At 70.2% G+C, this 20,660-nt stretch carries 18 protein-coding genes; 2 read left to right on the top strand and 16 right to left on the bottom strand.

From position 1 onward, the window contains the following. Nucleotides 1-28: 28 nt before the first annotated feature. Genes nuoN through ACIGEZ_RS13820 form a run of 14 tightly spaced genes read right to left on the bottom strand, consistent with a single transcriptional unit; the run spans nt 29 to nt 15,811 of the window. The gene (gene nuoN, locus ACIGEZ_RS13885; protein ID WP_399830159.1) at nt 29-1,690 is read right to left on the bottom strand and encodes an NADH-quinone oxidoreductase subunit NuoN; all 1,662 of its coding nucleotides are present in this window, start codon (nt 1,688-1,690) and stop codon (nt 29-31) included. Continuing rightward, nucleotides 1,687-3,258: an NADH-quinone oxidoreductase subunit M gene (locus ACIGEZ_RS13880; protein ID WP_399830156.1), complete on the bottom strand. Its 1,572-nt coding sequence runs from the start codon at nt 3,256-3,258 to the stop codon at nt 1,687-1,689. Before ACIGEZ_RS13880 ends, nuoN begins: the two co-directional genes overlap by 4 nt. 5 nt (nt 3,259-3,263) lie before the next feature. Then, the gene (gene nuoL / locus ACIGEZ_RS13875) at nt 3,264-5,159 is read right to left on the bottom strand and encodes an NADH-quinone oxidoreductase subunit L (protein ID WP_399830153.1); all 1,896 of its coding nucleotides are present in this window, start codon (nt 5,157-5,159) and stop codon (nt 3,264-3,266) included. A 10-nt stretch (nt 5,160-5,169) separates the two neighbouring features. Then, nucleotides 5,170-5,469, bottom strand: a complete 300-nt coding sequence (gene nuoK / locus ACIGEZ_RS13870; protein WP_017239464.1) for an NADH-quinone oxidoreductase subunit NuoK — start codon at nt 5,467-5,469, stop codon at nt 5,170-5,172. Continuing rightward, the gene (locus tag ACIGEZ_RS13865) at nt 5,466-6,335 is read right to left on the bottom strand and encodes an NADH-quinone oxidoreductase subunit J (RefSeq protein ID WP_399830150.1); all 870 of its coding nucleotides are present in this window, start codon (nt 6,333-6,335) and stop codon (nt 5,466-5,468) included. Before ACIGEZ_RS13865 ends, nuoK begins: the two co-directional genes overlap by 4 nt. Next, nucleotides 6,332-6,928 (bottom strand): NADH-quinone oxidoreductase subunit NuoI, encoded by a 597-nt coding sequence (gene nuoI, locus ACIGEZ_RS13860; protein WP_399830147.1) that lies wholly within the window; start codon nt 6,926-6,928, stop codon nt 6,332-6,334. Before nuoI ends, ACIGEZ_RS13865 begins: the two co-directional genes overlap by 4 nt. After that, nucleotides 6,903-8,264, bottom strand: a complete 1,362-nt coding sequence (gene nuoH, locus ACIGEZ_RS13855) for an NADH-quinone oxidoreductase subunit NuoH (protein WP_399830144.1) — start codon at nt 8,262-8,264, stop codon at nt 6,903-6,905. The genes nuoI and nuoH overlap by 26 nt, the downstream gene beginning before the upstream one ends. Then, nucleotides 8,261-10,744: an NADH-quinone oxidoreductase subunit G gene (locus tag ACIGEZ_RS13850; protein WP_399830141.1), complete on the bottom strand. Its 2,484-nt coding sequence runs from the start codon at nt 10,742-10,744 to the stop codon at nt 8,261-8,263. The genes nuoH and ACIGEZ_RS13850 overlap by 4 nt, the downstream gene beginning before the upstream one ends. Continuing rightward, nucleotides 10,741-12,090 (bottom strand): NADH-quinone oxidoreductase subunit NuoF, encoded by a 1,350-nt coding sequence (gene nuoF, locus ACIGEZ_RS13845; protein WP_399830139.1) that lies wholly within the window; start codon nt 12,088-12,090, stop codon nt 10,741-10,743. Before nuoF ends, ACIGEZ_RS13850 begins: the two co-directional genes overlap by 4 nt. Further along, entirely contained in the window at nt 12,090-12,833 is a 744-nt protein-coding gene (gene nuoE, locus ACIGEZ_RS13840; RefSeq protein ID WP_399830136.1) for an NADH-quinone oxidoreductase subunit NuoE, read from the bottom strand. The genes nuoF and nuoE overlap by 1 nt, the downstream gene beginning before the upstream one ends. Beyond that, a complete protein-coding gene (locus ACIGEZ_RS13835; RefSeq protein ID WP_399830134.1) occupies nt 12,830-14,152 on the bottom strand; it encodes an NADH-quinone oxidoreductase subunit D in 1,323 nt (440 codons plus the stop codon). Before ACIGEZ_RS13835 ends, nuoE begins: the two co-directional genes overlap by 4 nt. Then, complete coding sequence (locus ACIGEZ_RS13830) at nt 14,152-14,883, bottom strand: NADH-quinone oxidoreductase subunit C (protein WP_399830131.1); 732 nt, start codon at nt 14,881-14,883, stop codon at nt 14,152-14,154. The genes ACIGEZ_RS13835 and ACIGEZ_RS13830 overlap by 1 nt, the downstream gene beginning before the upstream one ends. After that, nucleotides 14,880-15,434, bottom strand: coding sequence for an NADH-quinone oxidoreductase subunit B family protein (locus ACIGEZ_RS13825; RefSeq protein WP_318104028.1), 555 nt, complete (start codon nt 15,432-15,434; stop codon nt 14,880-14,882). Before ACIGEZ_RS13825 ends, ACIGEZ_RS13830 begins: the two co-directional genes overlap by 4 nt. A 17-nt stretch (nt 15,435-15,451) precedes the next feature. Further along, on the bottom strand, nt 15,452-15,811 hold the full coding sequence (locus ACIGEZ_RS13820) for an NADH-quinone oxidoreductase subunit A (RefSeq protein WP_030494815.1): 360 nt from the start codon (nt 15,809-15,811) through the stop codon (nt 15,452-15,454). A 673-nt stretch (nt 15,812-16,484) separates the two neighbouring features. Between ACIGEZ_RS13820 and ACIGEZ_RS13815 the strand changes: the two genes are divergently transcribed. Continuing rightward, nucleotides 16,485-17,321 carry a C40 family peptidase gene (locus ACIGEZ_RS13815; RefSeq protein WP_399830128.1) on the top strand — a complete coding sequence of 279 codons (837 nt, stop codon included), beginning with the start codon at nt 16,485-16,487 and terminating at the stop codon, nt 17,319-17,321. A gap of 84 nt (nt 17,322-17,405) precedes the next feature. Here ACIGEZ_RS13815 and ACIGEZ_RS13810 read toward each other — a convergent pair whose 3' ends face one another. Beyond that, nucleotides 17,406-18,275: an NAD(P)-dependent oxidoreductase gene (locus tag ACIGEZ_RS13810; RefSeq protein WP_399830125.1), complete on the bottom strand. Its 870-nt coding sequence runs from the start codon at nt 18,273-18,275 to the stop codon at nt 17,406-17,408. A 102-nt stretch (nt 18,276-18,377) separates the two neighbouring features. Here ACIGEZ_RS13810 and ACIGEZ_RS13805 point away from each other — a divergent pair, with 102 nt between their 5' ends. After that, entirely contained in the window at nt 18,378-19,352 is a 975-nt protein-coding gene (locus ACIGEZ_RS13805; RefSeq protein ID WP_399830123.1) for a GlxA family transcriptional regulator, read from the top strand. Here ACIGEZ_RS13805 and ACIGEZ_RS13800 read toward each other — a convergent pair. Next, the gene (locus tag ACIGEZ_RS13800; RefSeq protein ID WP_399830121.1) at nt 19,318-20,604 is read right to left on the bottom strand and encodes a geranylgeranyl reductase family protein; all 1,287 of its coding nucleotides are present in this window, start codon (nt 20,602-20,604) and stop codon (nt 19,318-19,320) included. The genes ACIGEZ_RS13805 and ACIGEZ_RS13800 overlap by 35 nt on opposite strands. Between the last annotated feature and the right edge of the window lie 56 nt (nt 20,605-20,660).

The following is a 20,660-nucleotide window of genomic DNA, read 5'->3' as shown; positions in this document are numbered from 1 at the left end:
CCGGGCCCCTCCTCCGTGACGGCGACGGCTAGCGCACGAACACGCTCGCCTGGTTCGCCAGGTCCAGGAAGTACTGCGGCGCGAAGCCGAGCACCAGCGTGACCACCACACCGGCCGTGATCGCGACCGAGGTGAGGCCCGAGGGCACGGCGACCGTGGGGCCGTCCGCCTTCGGCTCGCTGAAGAACATCAGCACGATCACCCGGATGTAGAAGAACGCGGCGATCGCCGACGAGATCACACCGACCACGACCAGCGCGCCGGCGCCGCCGTCCGCCGCCGCCTTGAACACCGCGAACTTCCCCGAGAAGCCGGAGGTCAGCGGAATGCCGGCGAAGGCGAGCAGGAACACCGCGAAGACGGCCGCGACCAGGGGTGAACGGCGGCCGAGACCGGCCCACTTGGACAGGTGGGTGGCCTCGCCGCCCGCGTCCCGCACCAGCGTGACCACGGCGAAGGCGCCGATCGTCACGAAGGAGTAGGCGCCCAGGTAGAAGAGCACGGAAGAGACGCCGCTGGGGGTGGCCGCGATGACACCGGCCAGGATGAACCCGGCGTGGGCGATCGAGGAGTAGGCGAGCAGCCGCTTGATGTCGGTCTGGGTGATCGCGACGATCGCGCCGCCCAGCATGGTGACGATGGCGACGGCCCACATGACCGGCCGCCAGTCCCAGGTGAGGCCCGGCAGCACCACGTACAGCAGGCGCAGCATCGCGCCGAACGCGGCGACCTTCGTCGCTGCGGCCATGAAGCCGGTGACGGGGGTCGGAGCGCCCTGGTAGACGTCCGGGGTCCACATGTGGAACGGCACGGCGCCGACCTTGAACAGCAGGCCCATCAGGACCATGGCGAAGCCGATGAGCAGCAGCACGTCGTTGCCCATGGTGTCGGCGAGCGCGGGGTCGATCTGGGAGACGTCGCCGTCGACGACGTCGGCGATCGCCGCGTACGAGACGGAGCCCGCGTATCCGTAGAGCAGGGCGATCCCGAAGAGCAGGAAAGCCGAGGAGAAGGCGCCGAGCAGGAAGTACTTGACCGCGGCCTCCTGTGAGAGGAGGCGCTTGCGGCGGGCGACCGCGCAGAGCAGGTAGAGCGGCAGCGAGAAGACCTCCAGGGCGACGAAGAGCGTCAGGAGGTCGTTGGCGGCCGGGAAGACCAGCATGCCGGAGACGGCGAACAGGGCGAGGGGGAAGACCTCGGTGGTGGTGAAGCCGGCCTTGACGGCCGCCTTCTCCTGCTCGCTGCCGGGGACGGCGGCGGCCTCGGCGGCGAAGGAGTCGACCTTGTGGCCGTGGTCGGCCGGGTCGAGCCTGCGCTCGGCGAAGGTGAAGACGGCCACGATCGAGGCGAGCAGGATCGTGCCCTGGAGGAACAGGGCGGGCCCGTCGACGGCGATGGCGCCCATGGCCGCGATGTGGGCCTTGGTGGAGCCGTAGCCGCCGGCGGCGAGGCCGACGACCGCGGCGAAGGCGGCGGCGAGGGCCAGGACGCTGAGGAACACCTGGGTGTAGTGACGTCCCCTGCGCGGTACGAAGGCCTCGACGAGGACGCTCAGGACGGCCGCGCCGACGACGATGAGCACGGGCGAGAGCTGGGTGTACTCGATGTGGGGTGCCGGGATCTTGTTGATCGGATCGGCGGCCGTCGTCCACAGGGTGTGGACAGCGGGTGCGACGGCTGACGCGCTCACTTGGCCGCCTCCACTTCGGGGCTCGGGTCCTTCTGCTGGACATCGGACAGGGTGTGCTGGACCGCCGGGTTGACGACGTCCGTCAGCGGCTTCGGGAAGACTCCGAGGAAGATCAGCACCGCGATCAGCGGGGCCACCACCGCGAGTTCACGCGCCCGCAGGTCGGGGAGCCTGCGCACCTCCTCCTTCACCGGGCCCGTCATCGTCCGCTGGTAGAGGACCAGGACGTAGAGCGCGGCGAGGACGATGCCCGTGGTGGCGATGATGCCGGCCACCGGGTAGCGGGCGTACGTGCCGACCAGGACCAGGAACTCGCTGACGAACGGGGCGAGTCCGGGCAGTGACAGGGTGGCGAGACCGCCGATCAGGAAGGTGCCGGCGAGCACCGGGGCGACCTTCTGCACACCGCCGTAGTCGGCGATGAGCCGCGAGCCGCGCCGGGAGATCAGGAAGCCGGCGACCAGCATCAGCGCGGCCGTCGAGATCCCGTGGTTGACCATGTAGAGCGTGGCGCCGGACTGGCCCTGGCTGGTCATCGCGAAGATGCCCATGATGATGAAGCCGAAGTGGGAGATCGACGCGTAGGCGACCAGGCGCTTGATGTCGCGCTGGCCGACGGCGAGCAGCGCCCCGTAGACGATGCTGATGAGCGCGAGGGCGACGATCACCGGGGTGGCCCACTTCGACGCCTCCGGGAACAGTCCGAGGCAGAAGCGGAGCATCGCGAAGGTGCCGACCTTGTCGACGACGGCGGTGATGAGGACGGCGACCGGGGCGGTGGCCTCGCCCATCGCGTTCGGCAGCCAGGTGTGCAGCGGCCACAGCGGCGCCTTCACCGCGAAGGCGAAGAAGAAGCCGAGGAAGAGCAGCCGTTCGGTGCTGGTCGCCATCTCCAGCTGGCCGCTCGCCCGCGCCTCGGCGATCTCGGTGAGCGAGAAGTTGCCGGCGACGACGTAGAGGCCGATGACCGCGGCCAGCATGATGAGGCCGCCGACCAGGTTGTAGAGCAGGAACTTGACCGCCGCGTACGAGCGCTGGGCGGCCGCGTTCTCGTCCGAGCCGGTGTGGGCGCGGTCGCCGAAGCCGCCGATGAGGAAGTACATCGGGATGAGCATGGCTTCGAACAGGATGTAGAAGAGGAAGACGTCGGTGGCCTCGAAGGAGAGGATCACCATCGCCTCGACCATGAGGATCAGCGCGAAGAAGCCCTGGGTGGGCCGCCAGCGCTTGGAGGAGGTCTCCAGAGGGTCGGCGTCGTGCCAGCCGGCGAGGACGATGAAGGGGATGAGCAGCGCGGTGAGCGCGATGAGCGCCACCCCGATGCCGTCCACGCCGAGTTCGTAGCGGACGCCGAAGTCCTTGATCCAGGAGTGGGACTCGGTGAGCTGATAGCGCGGGCCGCCGGGCTCGAACCGTACGAAGACGACGGCGGCGAGTGCGAGGGTGGCCAGCGAGACCAGCAGCGCGAGCCACTTGGCGGCGGTCCGGCGGGCCGCGGGCACGGCGGCGGTGAGGATCGCACCGACCGCCGGAACCGCTGCCGTCACCGTAAGGAGCGGGAAGGACATGACAGTTACACCGCCCTCATCAGCAGGGTCGCGGCGATGAGCACCGCCGTACCTCCGAACATGGAGACCGCGTACGTCCGGGCGTAGCCGTTCTGGAGCTTGCGCAGCCGGCCGGAGAGCCCGCCGACGGAGGCCGCGGTGCCGTTGACCACCCCGTCGACGAGGCTGTGGTCGACGTAGACGAGGGAGCGGGTCAGATGCGTGCCGCCCCGGACGAATACGACGTGGTTGAAGTCGTCCTGGAGCAGGTCGCGGCGGGCGGCCCGGGTGAGCAGCGAGCCGCGCGGGGCGGTGACCGGCACCGGCCGGCGCCCGTACTGGAGGTAGGCGAGGCCGACACCGAGGAGCATGACGGCGACGGTGGCGGCGGTGATCGCCCCGGCGCCGATCGGCGGGTGCCCGTGCTCGAACCCGGTGACGGGCTCAAGCCACTTCAGGAACCGGTCGCCGATGCCGAAGAGGCCGCCGGCGAAGACCGAGCCGAAGGCGAGCAGGACCATCGGGATCGTCATGGTCCTCGGCGACTCGTGCGGGTGCGGAAGCTCGCCCCGCTCGTCGGTCTGCCAGCGCTTCTCGCCGAAGAAGGTCATGAGCATCACGCGGGTCATGTAGTACGCGGTGATGGCCGCGCCGAGCAGGGTGACCGCGCCGAGGATCCAGCCCTCGGTGCCGCCCTTGGCGAAGGCCGCCTCGATGATCCTGTCCTTGGAGAAGAAGCCGGACAGGCCGGGGAAGCCGATGATCGCGAGGTAGCCGAGGCCGAAGGTGACGAAGGTGACCGGCAGGTACTTCCGCAGGCCGCCGTACTTCCGCATGTCGACCTCGTCGTTCATGCCGTGCATGACCGAACCGGCGCCGAGGAAGAGCCCGGCCTTGAAGAAGCCGTGGGTCACCAGGTGCATGATCGCGAAGACGTAGCCGATGGGGCCGAGGCCGGCGGCCAGGATCATGTAGCCGATCTGCGACATCGTCGAGCCGGCGAGCGCCTTCTTGATGTCGTCCTTCGCGCAACCGACGATCGCACCGAAGAGGAGCGTGACGGCGCCGACGACGGTGACGACGAGCTGCGCGTCGGGGGCGGCGTTGAAGATGTCGGCGGAGCGGACGATCAGGTAGACGCCGGCGGTGACCATGGTGGCGGCGTGGATGAGGGCCGAGACCGGGGTCGGGCCCTCCATCGCGTCCCCGAGCCAGGACTGCAGCGGCACCTGGGCGGACTTGCCGCAGGCCGCGAGGAGCAGCATCAGACCGATCGCGGTCAGCTTGCCCTCGCTCGCCTCGCCGGTCGCCTCCAGGACGGGCCCGAAGGCGAAGGTCCCGAAGGTGGTGAACATCAGCATGATCGCGATGGACAGGCCCATGTCGCCGACCCGGTTGACCAGGAAGGCCTTCTTGGCGGCGGTGGCCGCGCTGGGCTTGTGCTGCCAGAAGCCGATCAGGAGGTACGAGGCGAGGCCGACGCCCTCCCAGCCGAAGTAGAGCAGCAGGTAGTTGTCGGCGAGGACGAGCAGCAGCATCGCCGCGACGAACAGGTTGAGGTAGCCGAAGAATTGGCGGCGGCGCTCGTCGTGCTCCATGTACCCGATCGAGTACACGTGGATGAGCGTGCCGACGCCGGTGATGAGCAGCACGAAGGTCATCGACAGCTGGTCGAGCTGGAAGGCCATGTCCGCCTGGAAGCCCTCGACCGAGATCCAGCTGAACAGCCGCTGGTGCAGGGTCCGGTCGTCGGCGCTCCGGGAGAGCATGTCGGCGAACAGGACCAGGCCGGTGACGAACGAGGCGCCGGCGAGCAGCGTGCCGAGCCAGTGCCCGGTCTTGTCGAGCCGCCGCCCGCCGCAGAGCAGGACGGCCGCTCCGAGCAGGGGCGCCGCGATGAGCAGAACGATGAGGTTGTCCACGGTCAGCCCCTCACAGCTTCATCAGGCTGGCGTCGTCGACCGAGGCCGAGTGACGGGCACGGAAGACGGACACGATGATCGCGAGTCCGACGACGACCTCCGCGGCGGCGACGACCATCGTGAAGAACGCGATGATCTGGCCGTCGAGGTTGCCGTGCATGCGGGAGAAGGTGACGAACGCGAGGTTGCAGGCGTTGAGCATCAGCTCGACGCACATGAAGACGACGATCGCGTTGCGCCGGATGAGCACCCCGGCCGCGCCGATGGTGAACAACAGGGCGGCGAGATAGAGATAGTTGACGGGATTCACCGGTTGGCCTCCTCTTCGTCCCGGTCCCGGATGTCCCGGACCTCGTCCCGGTCCCGGCCGAGGCGGTCCTCGGAGCGCTGTTCGAGGGCCTTGAGGTCGGCGAGCGCCTCGTGGGACACGTCCCGGATCTGGCCGCGCTTGCGCAGGGTCTGCATCACGGTGAGCTCGGCGGGAGTGCCGTCGGGCAGCAGGCCGGCGATGTCCACCGCGTTGTGCCGGGCGTAGACGCCGGGCGCGGGCAGCGGCGGCAGGTGCTTGCCTTCCCGTACGCGCTGCTCGGAGAGCTCGCGCTGGGTGCGGGCCTTCTCGGTGCGCTCGCGGTGGGTGAGCACCATGGCGCCGACGGCCGCGGTGATGAGCAGGGCGCCGGTGAGCTCGAAGGCGAAGACGTACTTGGTGAAGAGGAGGGCGGCCAGGCCCTCCACGTTCCCGCCGGACGCCGTGTTGGCGGTGCCGAGACCGTTGAACTCGGTCAGGGAGGCGTGGCCGAGGCCGGCGACGAGCAGGATGCCGAAGCCGAGGCCGCAGGTGGCGGCCCACCAGCGCTGTCCCTTGATGGTCTCCTTCAGCGAGTCCGCCGCGGTGACACCGACGAGCATGACGACGAAGAGGAACAGCATCATGATCGCGCCGGTGTAGACGACGATCTGGACGATGCCGAGGAAGTACGCGCCGTTGGCGAGGTAGAAGACCGCCAGGACGATCATGGTGCCGGCGAGGCAGAGCGCCGAGTGGACGGCCTTCCGCATGAGGATCGTGCACAGCGCGCCGATGACGGCGACGGTGCCGAGCACCCAGAACTGGAAGGCCTCGCCGGTCGAGGTGGCGTACGCGGCAAGGGTGTTCGCCGCGAGGTCCGCGCTCATGCGTCCACCTCTTCCGGCTCGCCCTTCTCCCCCTTGGAGACGGCGGCCTGCTGGACGGTGCCGGGCGCGGCCTCGGTGACCAGGCCGCGGTAGTAGTCCTGCTCGTCCATGCCCGGGTAGATGGCGTGCGGCGAGTCGACCATGCCCTCTTCGAGGCCCGCGAGCAGCTGCTCCTTGGTGTAGATCAGGTTCTCGCGGGAGGAGTCGGCCAGTTCGAACTCGTTGGTCATCGTCAGCGCCCGCGTGGGGCACGCCTCGATGCACAGGCCGCACAGGATGCAGCGGGCGTAGTTGATCTGGTAGACGACGCCGTACCGCTCGCCCGGGGAGTAGCGCTCCTCGTCGGTGTTGTCGGCGCCCTCCACGTAGATGGCGTCGGCGGGGCAGGCCCAGGCGCACAGTTCGCAGCCGACGCACTTCTCCAGACCGTCGGGGTGACGGTTGAGCTGGTGCCGGCCGTGGAAGCGCGGCGCCGTCGTCTTCTGCTGCTCCGGGTACTGCTCGGTCAGCCGCTTCTTGAACATGGCCTTGAAGGTCACGCCGAAGCCGGCCACCGGATTCTGGAAATCAGACACCGTCCGTCTCCTTTCCATCACTCTCAGTAGCAGTATCGGGGCCACCACTGACAATCAGCTCCCGCTCGTGGCGGGGCCGACGCCGCGGTACGGGCGGCAGGGACTGTCCCGGCTTGGGCGGTACGGGGAAGCCGCCGGCCATCGGGTCGAACGCGCGGGTCTCCTCGGCCCCAGGCGCCTGCCCCTTCGCCTTCCTGTCGCGGAACAGGTCGGCGACGAAGGAGAGCAGCAGCACCGCGAGGACGGCCCCGGCGACGTACAGCACGATCGTCTGGAACTCGTAGTTCTCGTTGCGCAGGGCCCGGACGGTGGCGACCAGCATCAGCCAGACCACGGAGACCGGGATGAGCACCTTCCAGCCGAGCTTCATCAGCTGGTCGTAGCGGACGCGGGGCAGCGTGCCGCGCAGCCAGATGAAGAAGAAGAGCAGCAGCTGGACCTTGAGGACGAACCACAGCATCGGCCACCAGCCGTGGTTGGCGCCCTCCCAGAAGCCGGAGATCGGCCAGGGGGCGCGCCAGCCGCCGAGGAACAGGGTCGCGGAGACGGCCGAGACGGTCACCATGTTCACGTACTCGGCGAGCATGAACATCGCGAACTTGATGGAGGAGTACTCGGTGTTGAAGCCGCCGACCAGGTCGCCCTCGGACTCCGGCATGTCGAAGGGGGCGCGGTTGGTCTCGCCCACCATCGTGATGACGTAGATGATGAAGGAGACCGGGAGCAGCACGATGTACCAGCGGTCGGCCTGCGCCTCCACGATCGCCGAGGTCGACATCGACCCGGAGTAGAGGAAGACGGAGGCGAACGCGGCGCCCATGGCGATCTCGTAGGAGATCATCTGCGCGCAGGACCGCAGTCCGCCGAGCAGCGGGTACGTCGAACCGGAGGACCAGCCGGCGAGGACGATGCCGTAGATGCCGACGGAGGCGATCGCGAGGACGTACAGCATCGCGATCGGCAGGTCGGTGAGCTGCATCGTGGTGCGCTGGCCGAAGATCGAGACCTCGTTGCCGGCCGGTCCGAACGGGATCACGGCGATGGCCATGAACGCGGGGATGGCGGCGATGATCGGCGCGAGGACGTAGACGACCTTGTCGGCCCGGCGGACGATCACGTCCTCCTTCAGCATCAGCTTGATGCCGTCGGCGAGCGACTGGAGCAGGCCCCAGGGTCCGTGCCGGTTGGGTCCGACGCGCAGCTGCATCCAGGCGACGACCTTGCGCTCCCACACGATGGAGAAGAGCACCGTCACCATGAGGAAGGCGAAGCAGAAGACCGCCTTGATCGCGACGAGCCACCAGGGGTCGCGCCCGAACAGGGACAGGTCCTCGGCGGCGAGCAGGGTGTTCATGCCGTGACCTCCGTCGGGGTGGCCGGGCCGATGCGGACCAGGTCGCCGGGGTGGGCGCCGGTGTCGGACAGGACGCCGTGGCCGGTGGAGTTCAGCGGGAGCCAGACCACCCGGTCGGGCATCTCGGTGACGGCCAGCGGGAAGGTGACCGAGCCGCCGGGGCCGGTGACTTCGAGGGTGTCGCCGTCCTTGACGCCCGTGTCGGCGGCGGTGGCGGCGGACAGCCGGGCGACGGCGGCGTGCCGGGTGCCGGCCAGGGCCGTGTCGCCCTCCTGGAGTCGGCCGAGGTCGAGCAGCAGCCGGTGTCCGGCGAGTACGGCCTCGCCCTCGCCCGGGCGGGCCGCGGCCTGGCCGGGCTCGGCCGGCTCGGTGGCCCGCTCGCCGCTCCAGCCTCCGAGCCGGTCCAGCTCGCGCCGTACGGACCGCAGGTCGGGCAGGCCCAGGTGGGCGTCGAGGGCGTCGGCCAGCATGTGCAGGACGCGGGCGTCCGTGGGCGACAGCGCCCTGGTCATCTGCTCGGGCTTGAGCGCGGCCTCGAAGAGGCGGGCCCTGCCCTCCCAGTTGAGGAAGGTGCCGGCCTTCTCGGCGACCGCGGCGACCGGCAGGACGACGTCGGCGCGCTGGGTGACCGCGCCGGGGCGCAGCTCCAGGGAGACGACGAAGGCCGCGTCGAGGGCCTCGCGGGCGCGCGCCGGGTCGGGCAGGTCGTCGACGTCCACTCCGCCGACGAGCAGCGCGGCGAGTTCGCCGGTGGCGGCGGCCTCGACGATCTGGCCGGTGTCGCGGCCGTAGCGGTGCGGGAGTTCGCGGACGCCCCAGACGGCGGCGACCTCCTCCCGCGCGCGCGGGTCGGTCGCGGGCCGCCCGCCGGGCAGCAGCGCCGGGATGGCGCCGGCCTCGACGGCGCCGCGCTCACCGGCCCGGCGCGGGATCCACACCAGCCGCGCGCCGGTGGCCGTGGCGGCCCGTACGGCGGCGGTCAGCGCGCCGGGCACTCCGGCGAGCCGCTCGCCGACGGCGATGACGGCCCCGTCCTGGCGCAGTGCCTCGGCGGCGGCGAGGCCGTCGGCCGAGAGCCCGGTGCGGGAGGTGAGCGCGTCGAGCCACTCGGTCTCGGTGCCGGGCGCGGCGGCGAGCAGGGTGCCGCCGGCCTTCTCCAGGCCTCGGGTGGCGTACGAGGCGACCGCGAACGTCCGCTGCCCCTTCTTCCGCCAGGCCTTGCGCAGCCGCAGGAAGACGCCGGGCGCCTCCTCCTCGGACTCCAGACCGACGAGGAGCACGGCGGGCGCCGCCTCCAGCGAGGTGTACGTGACCCCCGAGCGGTCCAGGTCGCGGCCCCGCCCGGCGACGACGGAGGCCAGGAAGTCGGCCTCCTCGCCGGAGTGGACGCGGGCCCGGAAGTCGACGTCGTTGGTGTCGAGGGCGACCCGGGCGAACTTGGCGTACGCGTAGGAGTCCTCGACCGTCAGCCGGCCGCCGGCCAGGACGCCGGTGCGGCCGCGCACGAGCCCGCGGGCCGCCGCCTCCAGAGCCTCCGGCCAGGAGGCCGCCTCCAGCGAACCGGTCTCGGCGTTCCGCACGAGCGGGGTGGTGAGCCGGTCACGCTGCTGCGCGTACCGGAACGCGAACCGCCCCTTGTCGCAGATCCACTCCTCGTTGACCTCGGGGTCCTCGGCGGCCAGTTTCCGCAGGACCTTGCCGCGCCGGTGGTCGGTGCGGGTCGCGCAGCCGCCGGCGCAGTGCTCGCAGACGCTCGGCGACGACACGAGGTCGAAGGGCCGCGAGCGGAAGCGGTAGGCGGCCGAGGTCAGCGCGCCGACCGGGCAGATCTGGATGGTGTTGCCGGAGAAGTAGGACTCGAAGGGGTCGCCCTCGCCGGTGCCGACCTGCTGCAGCGCGCCGCGCTCGAGCAGCTCGATCATCGGGTCGCCGGCGACCTGGTTGGAGAAGCGGGTGCAGCGCGCGCAGAGCACGCACCGCTCGCGGTCGAGCAGCACCTGGGTGGAGATGGCGACCGGCTTCTCGTACGTGCGCTTCCTGCCCTCGAAGCGGGACTCGGCCTGCCCGTGGGACATGGCCTGGTTCTGCAGCGGGCACTCGCCGCCCTTGTCGCAGACGGGGCAGTCCAGCGGGTGGTTGATGAGCAGCAGCTCCATCACGCCGTGCTGGGCCTTCTCGGCGACCGGCGAGGTCAGTTGGGACCTGACCACCATGCCGTCGGTGCAGGTGATGGTGCAGGACGCCATCGGCTTGCGCTGGCCCTCGACCTCGACGATGCACTGGCGGCAGGCGCCGGCCGGGTCGAGGAGGGGGTGGTCGCAGAAGCGGGGGATCTCGATGCCGAGCTGTTCGGCGGCGCGGATCACCAGGGTCCCCTTGGGGACGGAGATCTCGGCGCCGTCGATGGTCAGCGTGACGAGGTCCTCCGGGGGAACCGCCGCGCTCCCGCCTCCCGAGGAGGCAGACGTGGTGACTGTCATGCGTTCACCTCCCGGTGCTTGTCCGCCCAGGCGGTCGACTTGGCGGGGTCGAAGGGGCAGCCCTTGCCCGTGATGTGCTGCTCGTACTCCGCGCGGAAGTACTTCAGCGAGGAGAAGATCGGCGAGGCGGCGCCGTCGCCGAGGGCGCAGAAGGACTTGCCGTTGATGTTGTCGGCGATGTCGTTCAGCTTGTCGAGGTCGGACATGACGCCCTTGCCGGCCTCGATGTCACGGAGCAGCTGGACGAGCCAGTAGGTGCCCTCGCGGCAGGGGGTGCACTTGCCGCAGGACTCGTGGGCGTAGAACTCCGTCCAGCGGGTGACGGCCCGGACGACACAGGTGGTCTCGTCGAAGCACTGCAGCGCCTTGGTGCCGAGCATGGATCCGGCGGCGCCGACGCCTTCGTAGTCGAGCGGGACGTCGAGGTGCTCGTCGGTGAACATCGGGGTGGAGGAGCCGCCCGGGGTCCAGAACTTGAGCCGGTGGCCGGGCCGCATCCCGCCGCTCATGTCGAGGAGCTGGCGCAGGGTGATGCCGAGCGGGGCCTCGTACTGGCCGGGCGACGCGACGTGGCCGCTCAGCGAGTAGAGCGTGAAGCCGGGGGACTTCTCCGTCCCCATGGACGTGAACCAGTCCTTGCCCTTGTTCAGGATCGCGGGAACCGAGGCGATGGACTCGACGTTGTTCACGACGGTGGGGCAGGCGTACAGACCGGCGACCGCGGGGAAGGGCGGCCGGAGCCGGGGCTGGCCGCGGCGCCCTTCGAGCGAGTCGAGCAGCGCGGTCTCCTCGCCGCAGATGTACGCGCCGGCGCCGGCGTGCACGGTGAGTTCGAGGTCGAGTCCGCTGCCGAGGACGTCCTTGCCGAGGTAGCCGGCCTCGTAGGCCTCCCGCACGGCCTCGTGGAGCCGGCGGAGCACCGGGACGACCTCGCCGCGCAGGTAGATGAAGGCGTGGTTCGAGCGGATCGCGTAGCAGGCGATCACGATGCCTTCGATGAGCGAGTGCGGGTTGGCGAAGAGGAGCGGGATGTCCTTGCAGGTGCCGGGCTCGGACTCGTCGGCGTTGACGACGAGGTAGTGCGGCTTTCCGTCACCCTGCGGGATGAACTGCCACTTCATTCCGGTGGGGAAGCCGGCGCCGCCGCGACCGCGGAGGCCCGAGTCCTTCACGTAGGCGATGAGGTCGTCTGGGCTCATCGCGAGCGCCTTGCGCAGGCCCTCGTAGCCCTCGTGCCGCCGGTAGGTCTCCAGGGTCCAGGATTCGGGCTGGTCCCAGAAGGCCGACAGGACGGGTGAGAGCAGCTTCTCGGGGCTGCTGTTGTTGATCTCGGCTGCCAAGGTCATCACTCCCCCTCCCCACTGGCCGATTCGCCGCGCGGGTGGACGATCTTGTGGTGCGGGGCTTCGCCCTTGGCCAGTCGCAGCCCGACGAGCGAGGCCGGGCCGGCCCCTCCGGTGGCCTCGACGGCCCCCTCGCGCTCGTCGGGGAAGCCGGCCAGGATGCGGGCGGTCTCCTTGAAGGTGCACAGCGGCGCGCCGCGGGTGGGTGCGACGGGGCGGCCGGCCCGCAGGTCGTCGACGAGCCGGCGGGCCGACTCGGGCGTCTGGTTGTCGAAGAACTCCCAGTTGACCATCACGACGGGCGCGAAGTCGCAGGCCGCGTTGCACTCGATGTGTTCGAGCGTGACCTTGCCGTCCTCGGTGGTCCCCTCGTTGGCGACGCCGAGGTGCTCCTTGAGCTCCTCGAAGATGGCGTCGCCGCCCATGACCGCGCACAGGGTGTTGGTGCAGACGCCGACCTGGTAGTCGCCCGACGGCCTGCGGCGGTACATGGAGTAGAAGGTGGCGACGGCGGTGACCTCGGCCGTGGTGAGGCCGAGCAGGTCGGCGCAGAAGCGCATGCCCGTACGGGTGACGTGGCCCTCCTCCGACTGCACGAGGTGCAGCATCGGCAGGAGCGCGGAGCGGGACCCCGGGTAGCGCGCGATGATCGCCTTCGCGTCCTCCTCCAACCGGGCGCGGACCTCGGCCGGGTAGTCGGGGGCGGGCAGCTGGGGCATCCCGAGACTGGTCTGTCCGTCGGTCATCGGTCGACGCCTCCCATCACGGGGTCGATGGACGCGACGGCGACGATGACGTCGGCGACCTGGCCGCCTTCGCACATCGCGGCCATGGCCTGGAGGTTGGTGAAGGACGGGTCGCGGAAGTGGACCCGGTAGGGGCGGGTGCCGCCGTCGGAGACGACGTGCACGCCGAGTTCGCCCTTGGGGGACTCGACGGCCGCGTAGGCCTGTCCGGCGGGGACCCGGAAGCCCTCGGTGACCAGCTTGAAGTGGTGGATCAGGGCCTCCATGGAGGTGCCCATGATCTTCTTGATGTGGTCGAGGGAGTTGCCGAGGCCGTCGGGGCCGAGGGCGAGCTGGGCGGGCCAGGCGATCTTCTTGTCGCCGACCATGACCGGTCCCGGCTCCAGCCGGTCCAGGCACTGCTCGACGATCCGCAGCGACTGGCGCATCTCCTCAAGGCGGACGAGGAAGCGGCCGTAGGCGTCGCAGCTGTCGGCGGTGGGGACCTCGAACTCGTAGTCCTCGTAGCCGCAGTACGGGTCGGTCTTGCGCAGGTCGTGCGGGAGGCCCGCGGAGCGCAGGATCGGTCCGGTGGCGCCGAGCGCCATGCAGCCGGTGAGGTCGAGGTAGCCGACGTCCTGCATGCGGGCCTTGAAGATGGGGTTGCCGGTGGCGAGCTTGTCGTACTCCGGCAGGTTCTTCTTCATGGTCTTCACGAACTCGCGTACGGCGTCGACGGCGCCGGGCGGGAGGTCCTGGGCGAGGCCGCCGGGGCGGATGAACGCGTGGTTCATGCGCAGGCCGGTGATCAGCTCGTACAGGTCCAGGATCAGCTCGCGGTCCCGGAAGCCGTAGATCATGATCGTGGTGGCGCCGAGCTCCATGCCGCCGGTGGCGATGGCCACCAGGTGCGAGGAGAGCCGGTTGAGTTCCATGAGGAGCACCCGGATGACGTCGGCGCGCGCCGGGATCTGGTCGGTGATGCCGAGCAGCTTCTCCACGCCGAGGCAGTACGCCGTCTCGTTGTAGAACGAGGTGAGGTAGTCCATGCGCGTGACGAAGGTGGTGCCCTGCGTCCAGGTCCGGTACTCGAGGTTCTTCTCGATGCCGGTGTGGAGGTAGCCGATGCCGCAGCGGGCCTCGGTGACGGTCTCGCCGTCGATCTCCAGGATCAGGCGGAGCACGCCGTGGGTGGACGGGTGCTGGGGGCCCATGTTGACGACGATGCGCTCGTCGTCGGCCCTGGCGGCGGACTGGACGACCTCGTCCCAGTCGCCGCCGGTGACCGTGTAGACGGTGCCTTCGGTGGTCTCCCGGGGGGAGGCGGGTTCGGTGCTCATCAGCTGTACGACCTCCGCTGGTCCGGAGCCGGGATCTGGGCGCCCTTGTACTCGACGGCGATGCCGCCGAGGGGGTAGTCCTTGCGCTGCGGGTGGCCCTGCCAGTCGTCCGGCATCATGATCCGGGTGAGGGCGGGGTGCCCGTCGAAGACGATGCCGAAGAAGTCGTACGTCTCGCGCTCGTGCCAGTCGTTGGTCGGGTAGACCGGCACGAGCGACGGGATGCGCGGGTCGGCGTCGGGCGCCGAGACCTCCAGGCGGAGCAGCCGGCCGTGGGTGAGCGAGCGCAGGTGGTAGACGGCGTGCAGCTCGCGGCCCTTGTCGCCCGGGTAGTGGACGCCGGAGACGCCCGTACAGAGTTCGAAGCGCAGGGCGGGGTCGTCGCGCAGCGTGCGGGCGACCCGGACGAGGTGTTCGCGCTCGATGTGGAAGGTGAGCTCGCCGCGGTCGACGACCGTCCTGGCGATCGCGTTCCCGGGGACCAGGCCCTGTTCCTCCAGGGCGCCCTCGAGTTCGTCGGCGACCTCGTCGAACCAGCCGCCGTAGGGGCGGGTGGCCTCCCCCGGGAGGCGTACGGAGCGGACGAGGCCGCCGTACCCGGAGGTGTCGCCGCCGTCGTCGGCGCCGAACATGCCGCGCTGGACGCGGACCTCCTCGCCGTGCTCCCCGCGCTGGCCCGGCAGGTTCTGCTCGCTCAGTTCCTTCTCGGGGTTGGGTGTCTCGTCGCTCACCGGAGCAGACCCTTCAGCTCGATCGTCGGGAGGGCCTTGAGCGCCGCCTCCTCCGCCTCGCGGGCGGCTTCCTCGGCGTTCACGCCGAGCTTGGAGGTCTGGATCTTCTGGTGGAGCTTGAGGATCGCGTCCATCAGCATCTCCGGGCGCGGCGGGCAACCCGGCAAATAGATGTCGACCGGCACGATGTGGTCGACGCCCTGCACAATCGCGTAGTTATTGAACATTCCGCCCGAAGACGCGCAAACCCCCATGGAGATGACCCACTTGGGGTTCGGCATCTGGTCGTAGACCTGCCGCAGAACGGGCGCCATCTTCTGGCTGACCCGGCCCGCCACGATCATCAGATCGGCCTGGCGCGGGGAGCCCCGGAAGACCTCCATGCCGAACCGGGCCAGGTCGTAGCGGCCGGCGCCGGTCGTCATCATCTCGATGGCGCAGCAGGCGAGGCCGAAGGTGGCCGGGAAGACGGACGCCTTCCTGACCCAGCCCGCGGCCTGTTCGACGGTGGTCAGCAGAAATCCGCTGGGCAGCTTCTCTTCGAGTCCCATGGGTGCTCCTCAGCCCCTCAGTCCCATTCCAGGCCGCCGCGCCGCCACACGTAGGCGTAGGCGACGAAGACGGTGAGCACGAAGAGCAGCATCTCCACGAGCCCGAAAAGCCCCAGGGCGTCGAAGGTGACGGCCCAGGGGTAGAGGAAGACGATCTCGATGTCGAAGACGATGAAGAGCATCGCCGTCAGGTAGTACTTGATCGGGAAGCGGCCGCCTCCGGCAGGCGTAGGGGTGGGCTCGATGCCGCACTCGTACGCCTCGAGTTTCGCCCTGTTGTACCGCTTTGGCCCGATTAGCGTGGCCATGACCACGGAGAAGATCGCAAACCCCGCACCCAGGGCACCGAGCACGAGGATGGGCGCGTATGCATTCACGCTCCTCGCTCCTTCCAGTCGTCCTTGACCGTTGGACCGCACCGTCGGCTCGCTGAGGCCTCGCGGAAAGATCGCCCACATGTGAGGCAGTTCACAAGCCCGACTGCCGCGTATCTTAAGCCCGCCCCTCTGTGATCTGCGACACGGGGTACACCAAGGACTTTGTGATCTCCACCACCTGACGAAGGATCATGAAGTCGGATGAGCGGTGATCTTGCGACGCGAAGCGCCCAGGTGATCACCAGATGTGACATCCGGACCGGAAATCGCTGGTCGGAGGGGGTGTTGCGTTATCAAGAGTTGGGCCGTACAGGCAAATTGGTCGCGGGACGCGTACGAGTGATAAAGGAACCGGCCATCGCCCGGTCGAGGGGTCTGGCGTACGTGGGTGGACGCGTGCACCCGTTCACGAGCAGGGATGTGACCTGCGCCACACCCACGCGGAGCCGGGAAGAACGGGGCTTGGCCATCGAGGTGAAGAGGTGGTAAGCGACGGGCAATTCGGACGTTTACTTGAAAACCCGTGATCAAGGCCGCAATGAGCGGCGCCCGATTTGCCCGTTACGGCGTCAATAAGGGCGCCAGAGAAGCGGATTCAGAGGTTCCGTACGTAACTGTGGCGCAACCCACGTTTCTTGAAGGGAACCGTGAAGCCCTGATAGCGGTTGTACTCATGTCCCACACCGCTCACATACCCAGCCACCGGAAGCCCCGCCGCAGCGCCTCGAAGCTCGCGTTCCGGGCCGGAGTTGCCGGTGGCGTCTTCAGCACCCTCGCGGTGGCCGGCGCCGCCGCGCCGGCGAACGCCGAGCCGGTGACCGAGACGACCCTCGAGATGCCCACCCTGGGCTCCCTCGAAGCCGACCTCGCGAGCGCCGTCTCCGCCTCCGCCGAGGCGAGCCAGCAGGAGGCCCTCGACCAGAGCCTCGCGGCCCAGGAAGACGCCGCCCTGCAGAAGGCCGCCAAGGACGCCAAGAAGGCCAAGGCCGAGGCGGACCGCAAGGCCGAGGCCGAGAAGGCCGAGAAGGCCCGTGCCGAGGCCCGGGAGCGCGCTTCCCGCACCGCGGCCCGCACCTCGCTCTCCGCGAAGTCCTCGTCGTCCTCCGACTCCTCCGGCTCGGCCGACAGCTCCACCGGCAGCTCCCAGGTCGCCACCGGCTCCGCCGCCGCCATCGTGGCCTTCGCCCGCGCCCAGATCGGGGACGCCTACATCTCCGGCGGCACCGGCCCCAACTCGTGGGACTGCTCCGGCCTCGTCCAGGCCGCCTACCGCCAGGCCGGCATCGACCTGCCGCGCATCTCGTACGACCAGTCGAGCATGGGCACCTCCGTCTCCCTGAGCAGCCTCCAGCCGGGCGACATCCTGTACTGGGGCAGCCGCAGCGGCTCGTACCACGTCGCCATCTACGTCGGCGGCGGCAAGTACGTCGGCGCGCAGAACACGTCGACCGGTGTCGTCGAGCGCTCCCTGGACTGGGACATGCCGTCGGGCGCCGTGCGGCTCCTCTGATCCGACCGCGGTCGTCCACGCGTGAAGGGCCGTCACTCCTCGGGGAGCGACGGCCCTTCGTCCGTTCATGGGCGCATACGGGCGTTATTTCCTGAATGCCTCGATGATCCGGGCGTAACTGTCCCCGCCGTGGCCCGCCGCCACCGCCTCCCGCATCAGCTCCAGGTGCAGCCGCGGCAGCCGGTCGTCGATCCCGCGCTCCTCCCCCGCGTGCAGCAGGTGCGCGATGGACGCGACCTGGACGTCGATGGTGGCGTCGTCGCCCGGATACTCCCCCGCGTCGATCTGGTCCGCGTACGTGGTGAGGAACCAGGACACCGTGCGCAGCCAGCGCACGGACACCGCCGTGAACTCCTTGGCCGGCACCCCGTCCGCGCCCGCGAGCGCGGTGGCGTGCAGCCAGCCGCCGAAGACCGACCACATCAGGCCGAGCAGCCCGGCGTCGTAGAGCGAGGCGAGGCCCGCGTCCGCGCCCAGGTCGACCGGGTCGCCGAGGACCTCCAGGGTCGCGCGGTGCTCGGCGAGGAGCCCCGGACCACCCGCGTAAAGGATCATGCTGGCGCTGTCTCCGACGCCGGGCGGCGTGGTCATGATGCCGCCGTCGAGGTAGCCGGCGCCGTGCCCGGCGGCCCAGTCGGCCTCCGCGCGGGCCTGCTCGGGCGAGCCGGAGGTGAGGTTGACCAGGACCCGGCCGCGCAGCGAGCCGGCGACGGGGTCGAGGAGGGCGCGGACGGCCGGGTAGTCGAGGACGCAGACCACGACGAGCTCGCTCGCCTCGACCGCCTCGGCGACGGTCCCGGCCAGGCGGGCGCCGCGGGCGACGAGGGGACCGGCCTTCTCGGGGCTGCGGTTGAAGACGGTGGTGGGGTGGCCGGCGGCGAGGAAGGCGGCGGCGAGGGCCGCGCCCATCTGGCCGAGACCGATGACGGTGACGGGAGTGCGCTTCGTGCTCATGGCTCCACGCTCGCAGCGCGCGGATCGCGCCGACAGCGGCGGAACCGACCCGCTGCGCACGATTCCTGCCAGGGTGTCAGTCGGTTGTCGTACGGTCGTGGGATGAGCGCTGGAGTGGTGGCCGTCGTCCTCGTCCCCGACGAACGGGGCGGCCTTTCGCCGTGGGATCTGTACGAGCTGTCCACCGTCTCCATGGTGTTCGGGGTGCCGCACACCGACCTGACCGACCCCTGGTACGCGCTACGGGTGTGCGGCCCGGTCCCGCAGGCCACGCACGGCTTCGGCGGTCTGGTGGGCGCGGACACGGTCATCGTGCCGTCGGTGCCGGACGCGGTCGCCGAGGGCCGCCGGGAGGTGCCAGCCGAGCTGGTCGCCGCGCTGCGGGAGGCGGACGCGTCGGGAGCGCGCATGGTCTCGATGTGCACCGGCGCCTTCGCGCTCGCGGCGGCCGGGGTGCTGGACGGCCACCGGGCCGTCGTCCACCGGAACTACGCGCCCGCGCTGGCCGCCCGCCACCCCCGGGTCACCGTCGACGCCTCGGTGCTCTACACCGACGAGGGGCGCGTGCTCACCAGCGCGGGCGCCGCGGCCGGCCTGGACCTGTGCCTGCATCTCGTACGCAAGGACCTCGGCGCCGGGGTGGCGGGCGAACTGGCCCGGCGGCTGGTCGTCCCGGCACACCGCCCGGGCGGGCAGCCGCAGTTCGTCGAGGCACCGGTGCCCCGAAGCGACGAGGAAAGCCTGGGGCCGGTGCTCCACTGGGCCCTGGAGCGGCTGCACGAGCCGCTGTCGGTGGACGAGCTGGCGCGGCGGGCCCGGATGAGCCCGCGCACCTTCCACCGCAGGGTGCGCGAGGCGCACGGCACCACGCCGCTGCAGTGGCTGCTGCGGCAGCGGGTGGCGCGGGCACAGACGCTCCTGGAGTCGACGGACCTTCCGGTGGAGCGGATCGGGGAGGAGAGCGGCCTGGGCTCGGCGGCGAACCTGCGTCGCCACTTCACCCGTGCCGTCGGGGTCTCCCCCACCGCCTACCGGCGCTCGTTCACGCCTTCGGGGCGACCTTCGAGAGGCCGTTGATGATGCGGTCCATCGCGTCGCCGCCCGTCGGGTCGGTGAGGTTGGCCAGCATCTTGAGAGTGAACTTCATCAGGACCGGGTGGGTCAGGCCGCGCTGGGTCGCGATCTTCATGACCTTCGGGTTGCCGATGAGCTTCACGAAGGCGCGGCCCAGCGTGTAGTAGCCGCCGTAGGTGTCCTTGAGGACCTTCGGGTAGCGGTGCAGGGCCAGTTCGCGCTGGGCCGGGGTCCGGCGGGCGTGTGCCTGGACGATGACGTCCGCGGCGATCTGGCCGGACTCCATGGCGTACGCGATGCCCTCGCCGTTGAACGGGTTGACCAGGCCGCCCGCGTCGCCGACGAGCAGCAGGCCCTTGGTGTAGTGCGGCTGGCGGTTGAAGGCCATCGGCAGCGCGGCGCCGCGGATCGGCATGGTCATGTTCTCCGGAGTGAAGCCCCAGTCCTCCGGCATGGAGGCGCACCAGGCCTTCAGGACCTCGCGCCAGTCCAGCTCGCGGAAGGCCTTCGAGGAGTCGAGGATGCCGAGGCCGACGTTGGAGGTGCCGTCGCCCATGCCGAAGATCCAGCCGTAGCCCGGGAGCAGACGGTCCTGCGGGCCGCGCCGGTCCCACAGCTCGAGCCAGGACTCCAGGTAGTCGTCGTCGTGCCGGGGCGTGGTGAAGTACGTCCGGACGGCGACGCCCATCGGGCGGTCCTCGCGCCGGTGCAGGCCCATGGCGAGGGAGAGCCGGGTGGAGTTGCCGTCGGCGGCGACGACCAGCGGGGCGTGGAAGGTGACCTCGCGCTTCTCCTCGCCGAGCTTGGCGTGGACGCCGGTGATCCGGCCGGTGCGGTCGTCGATGACCGGGGCGCCGACGTTGCAGCGCTCGTACAGGCGGGCGCCGGCCTTCTGCGCCTGCCGGGCGAGCTGCTCGTCGAAGTCGTCGCGCTTGCGGACCAGTCCGTAGTCCGGGTACGAGGCGAGATCCGGCCAGTCGAGCTGGAGCCGGACGCCGCCGCCGATGATCCGCAGGCCCTTGTTGCGCAGCCAGCCGGCCTCTTCGGAGATGTCGATGCCCATCGAGACCAGCTGCTTGGTGGCGCGCGGGGTGAGGCCGTCGCCGCAGACCTTCTCGCGCGGGAAGGCGGTCTTCTCCAGGAGCAGGACGTCGAGTCCGGCCTTGGCGAGGTAGTACGCCGTGGTCGAGCCGGCCGGGCCCGCCCCGACGACGATCACATCTGCGCTGTGCTCGGAGAGGGGCTGCTCGGTCACGGCGGATTCTCCCGAAGACTCGACGGTAGGGGGCGGTACGGAAGTACGGACGTACC

The organism is Streptomyces sp. NPDC085481 (assembly GCF_044541845.1).
In the GTDB taxonomy this organism is placed as follows: Bacteria; Actinomycetota; Actinomycetes; order Streptomycetales; family Streptomycetaceae; genus Streptomyces.
The sequence above is the reverse complement of the archived record's forward strand: the minus strand, read 5'-3'. Positions and strand labels throughout refer to the sequence as shown.

Bases quoted from the DNA above. Each gene is read 5' to 3' on its own strand.
- ACIGEZ_RS13880 (WP_399830156.1), bottom strand. From the start codon at position 3,258: ATGTCCTTCCCGCTCCTTACGGTGACGGCAGCGGTTCCGGCGGTCGGT.
- ACIGEZ_RS13865 (WP_399830150.1), bottom strand. From the start codon at position 6,335: ATGAGCGCGGACCTCGCGGCGAACACCCTTGCCGCGTACGCCACCTCG.
- nuoI (WP_399830147.1), bottom strand. From the start codon at position 6,928: ATGGAAAGGAGACGGACGGTGTCTGATTTCCAGAATCCGGTGGCCGGC.
- nuoH (WP_399830144.1), bottom strand. From the start codon at position 8,264: ATGAACACCCTGCTCGCCGCCGAGGACCTGTCCCTGTTCGGGCGCGAC.
- ACIGEZ_RS13850 (WP_399830141.1), bottom strand. From the start codon at position 10,744: ATGACAGTCACCACGTCTGCCTCCTCGGGAGGCGGGAGCGCGGCGGTT.
- nuoF (WP_399830139.1), bottom strand. From the start codon at position 12,090: ATGACCTTGGCAGCCGAGATCAACAACAGCAGCCCCGAGAAGCTGCTC.
- nuoE (WP_399830136.1), bottom strand. From the start codon at position 12,833: ATGACCGACGGACAGACCAGTCTCGGGATGCCCCAGCTGCCCGCCCCC.
- ACIGEZ_RS13835 (WP_399830134.1), bottom strand. From the start codon at position 14,152: ATGAGCACCGAACCCGCCTCCCCCCGGGAGACCACCGAAGGCACCGTC.
- ACIGEZ_RS13825 (WP_318104028.1), bottom strand. From the start codon at position 15,434: ATGGGACTCGAAGAGAAGCTGCCCAGCGGATTTCTGCTGACCACCGTC.
- ACIGEZ_RS13815 (WP_399830128.1), top strand. From the start codon at position 16,485: ATGTCCCACACCGCTCACATACCCAGCCACCGGAAGCCCCGCCGCAGC.
- ACIGEZ_RS13810 (WP_399830125.1), bottom strand. From the start codon at position 18,275: ATGAGCACGAAGCGCACTCCCGTCACCGTCATCGGTCTCGGCCAGATG.
- ACIGEZ_RS13805 (WP_399830123.1), top strand. From the start codon at position 18,378: ATGAGCGCTGGAGTGGTGGCCGTCGTCCTCGTCCCCGACGAACGGGGC.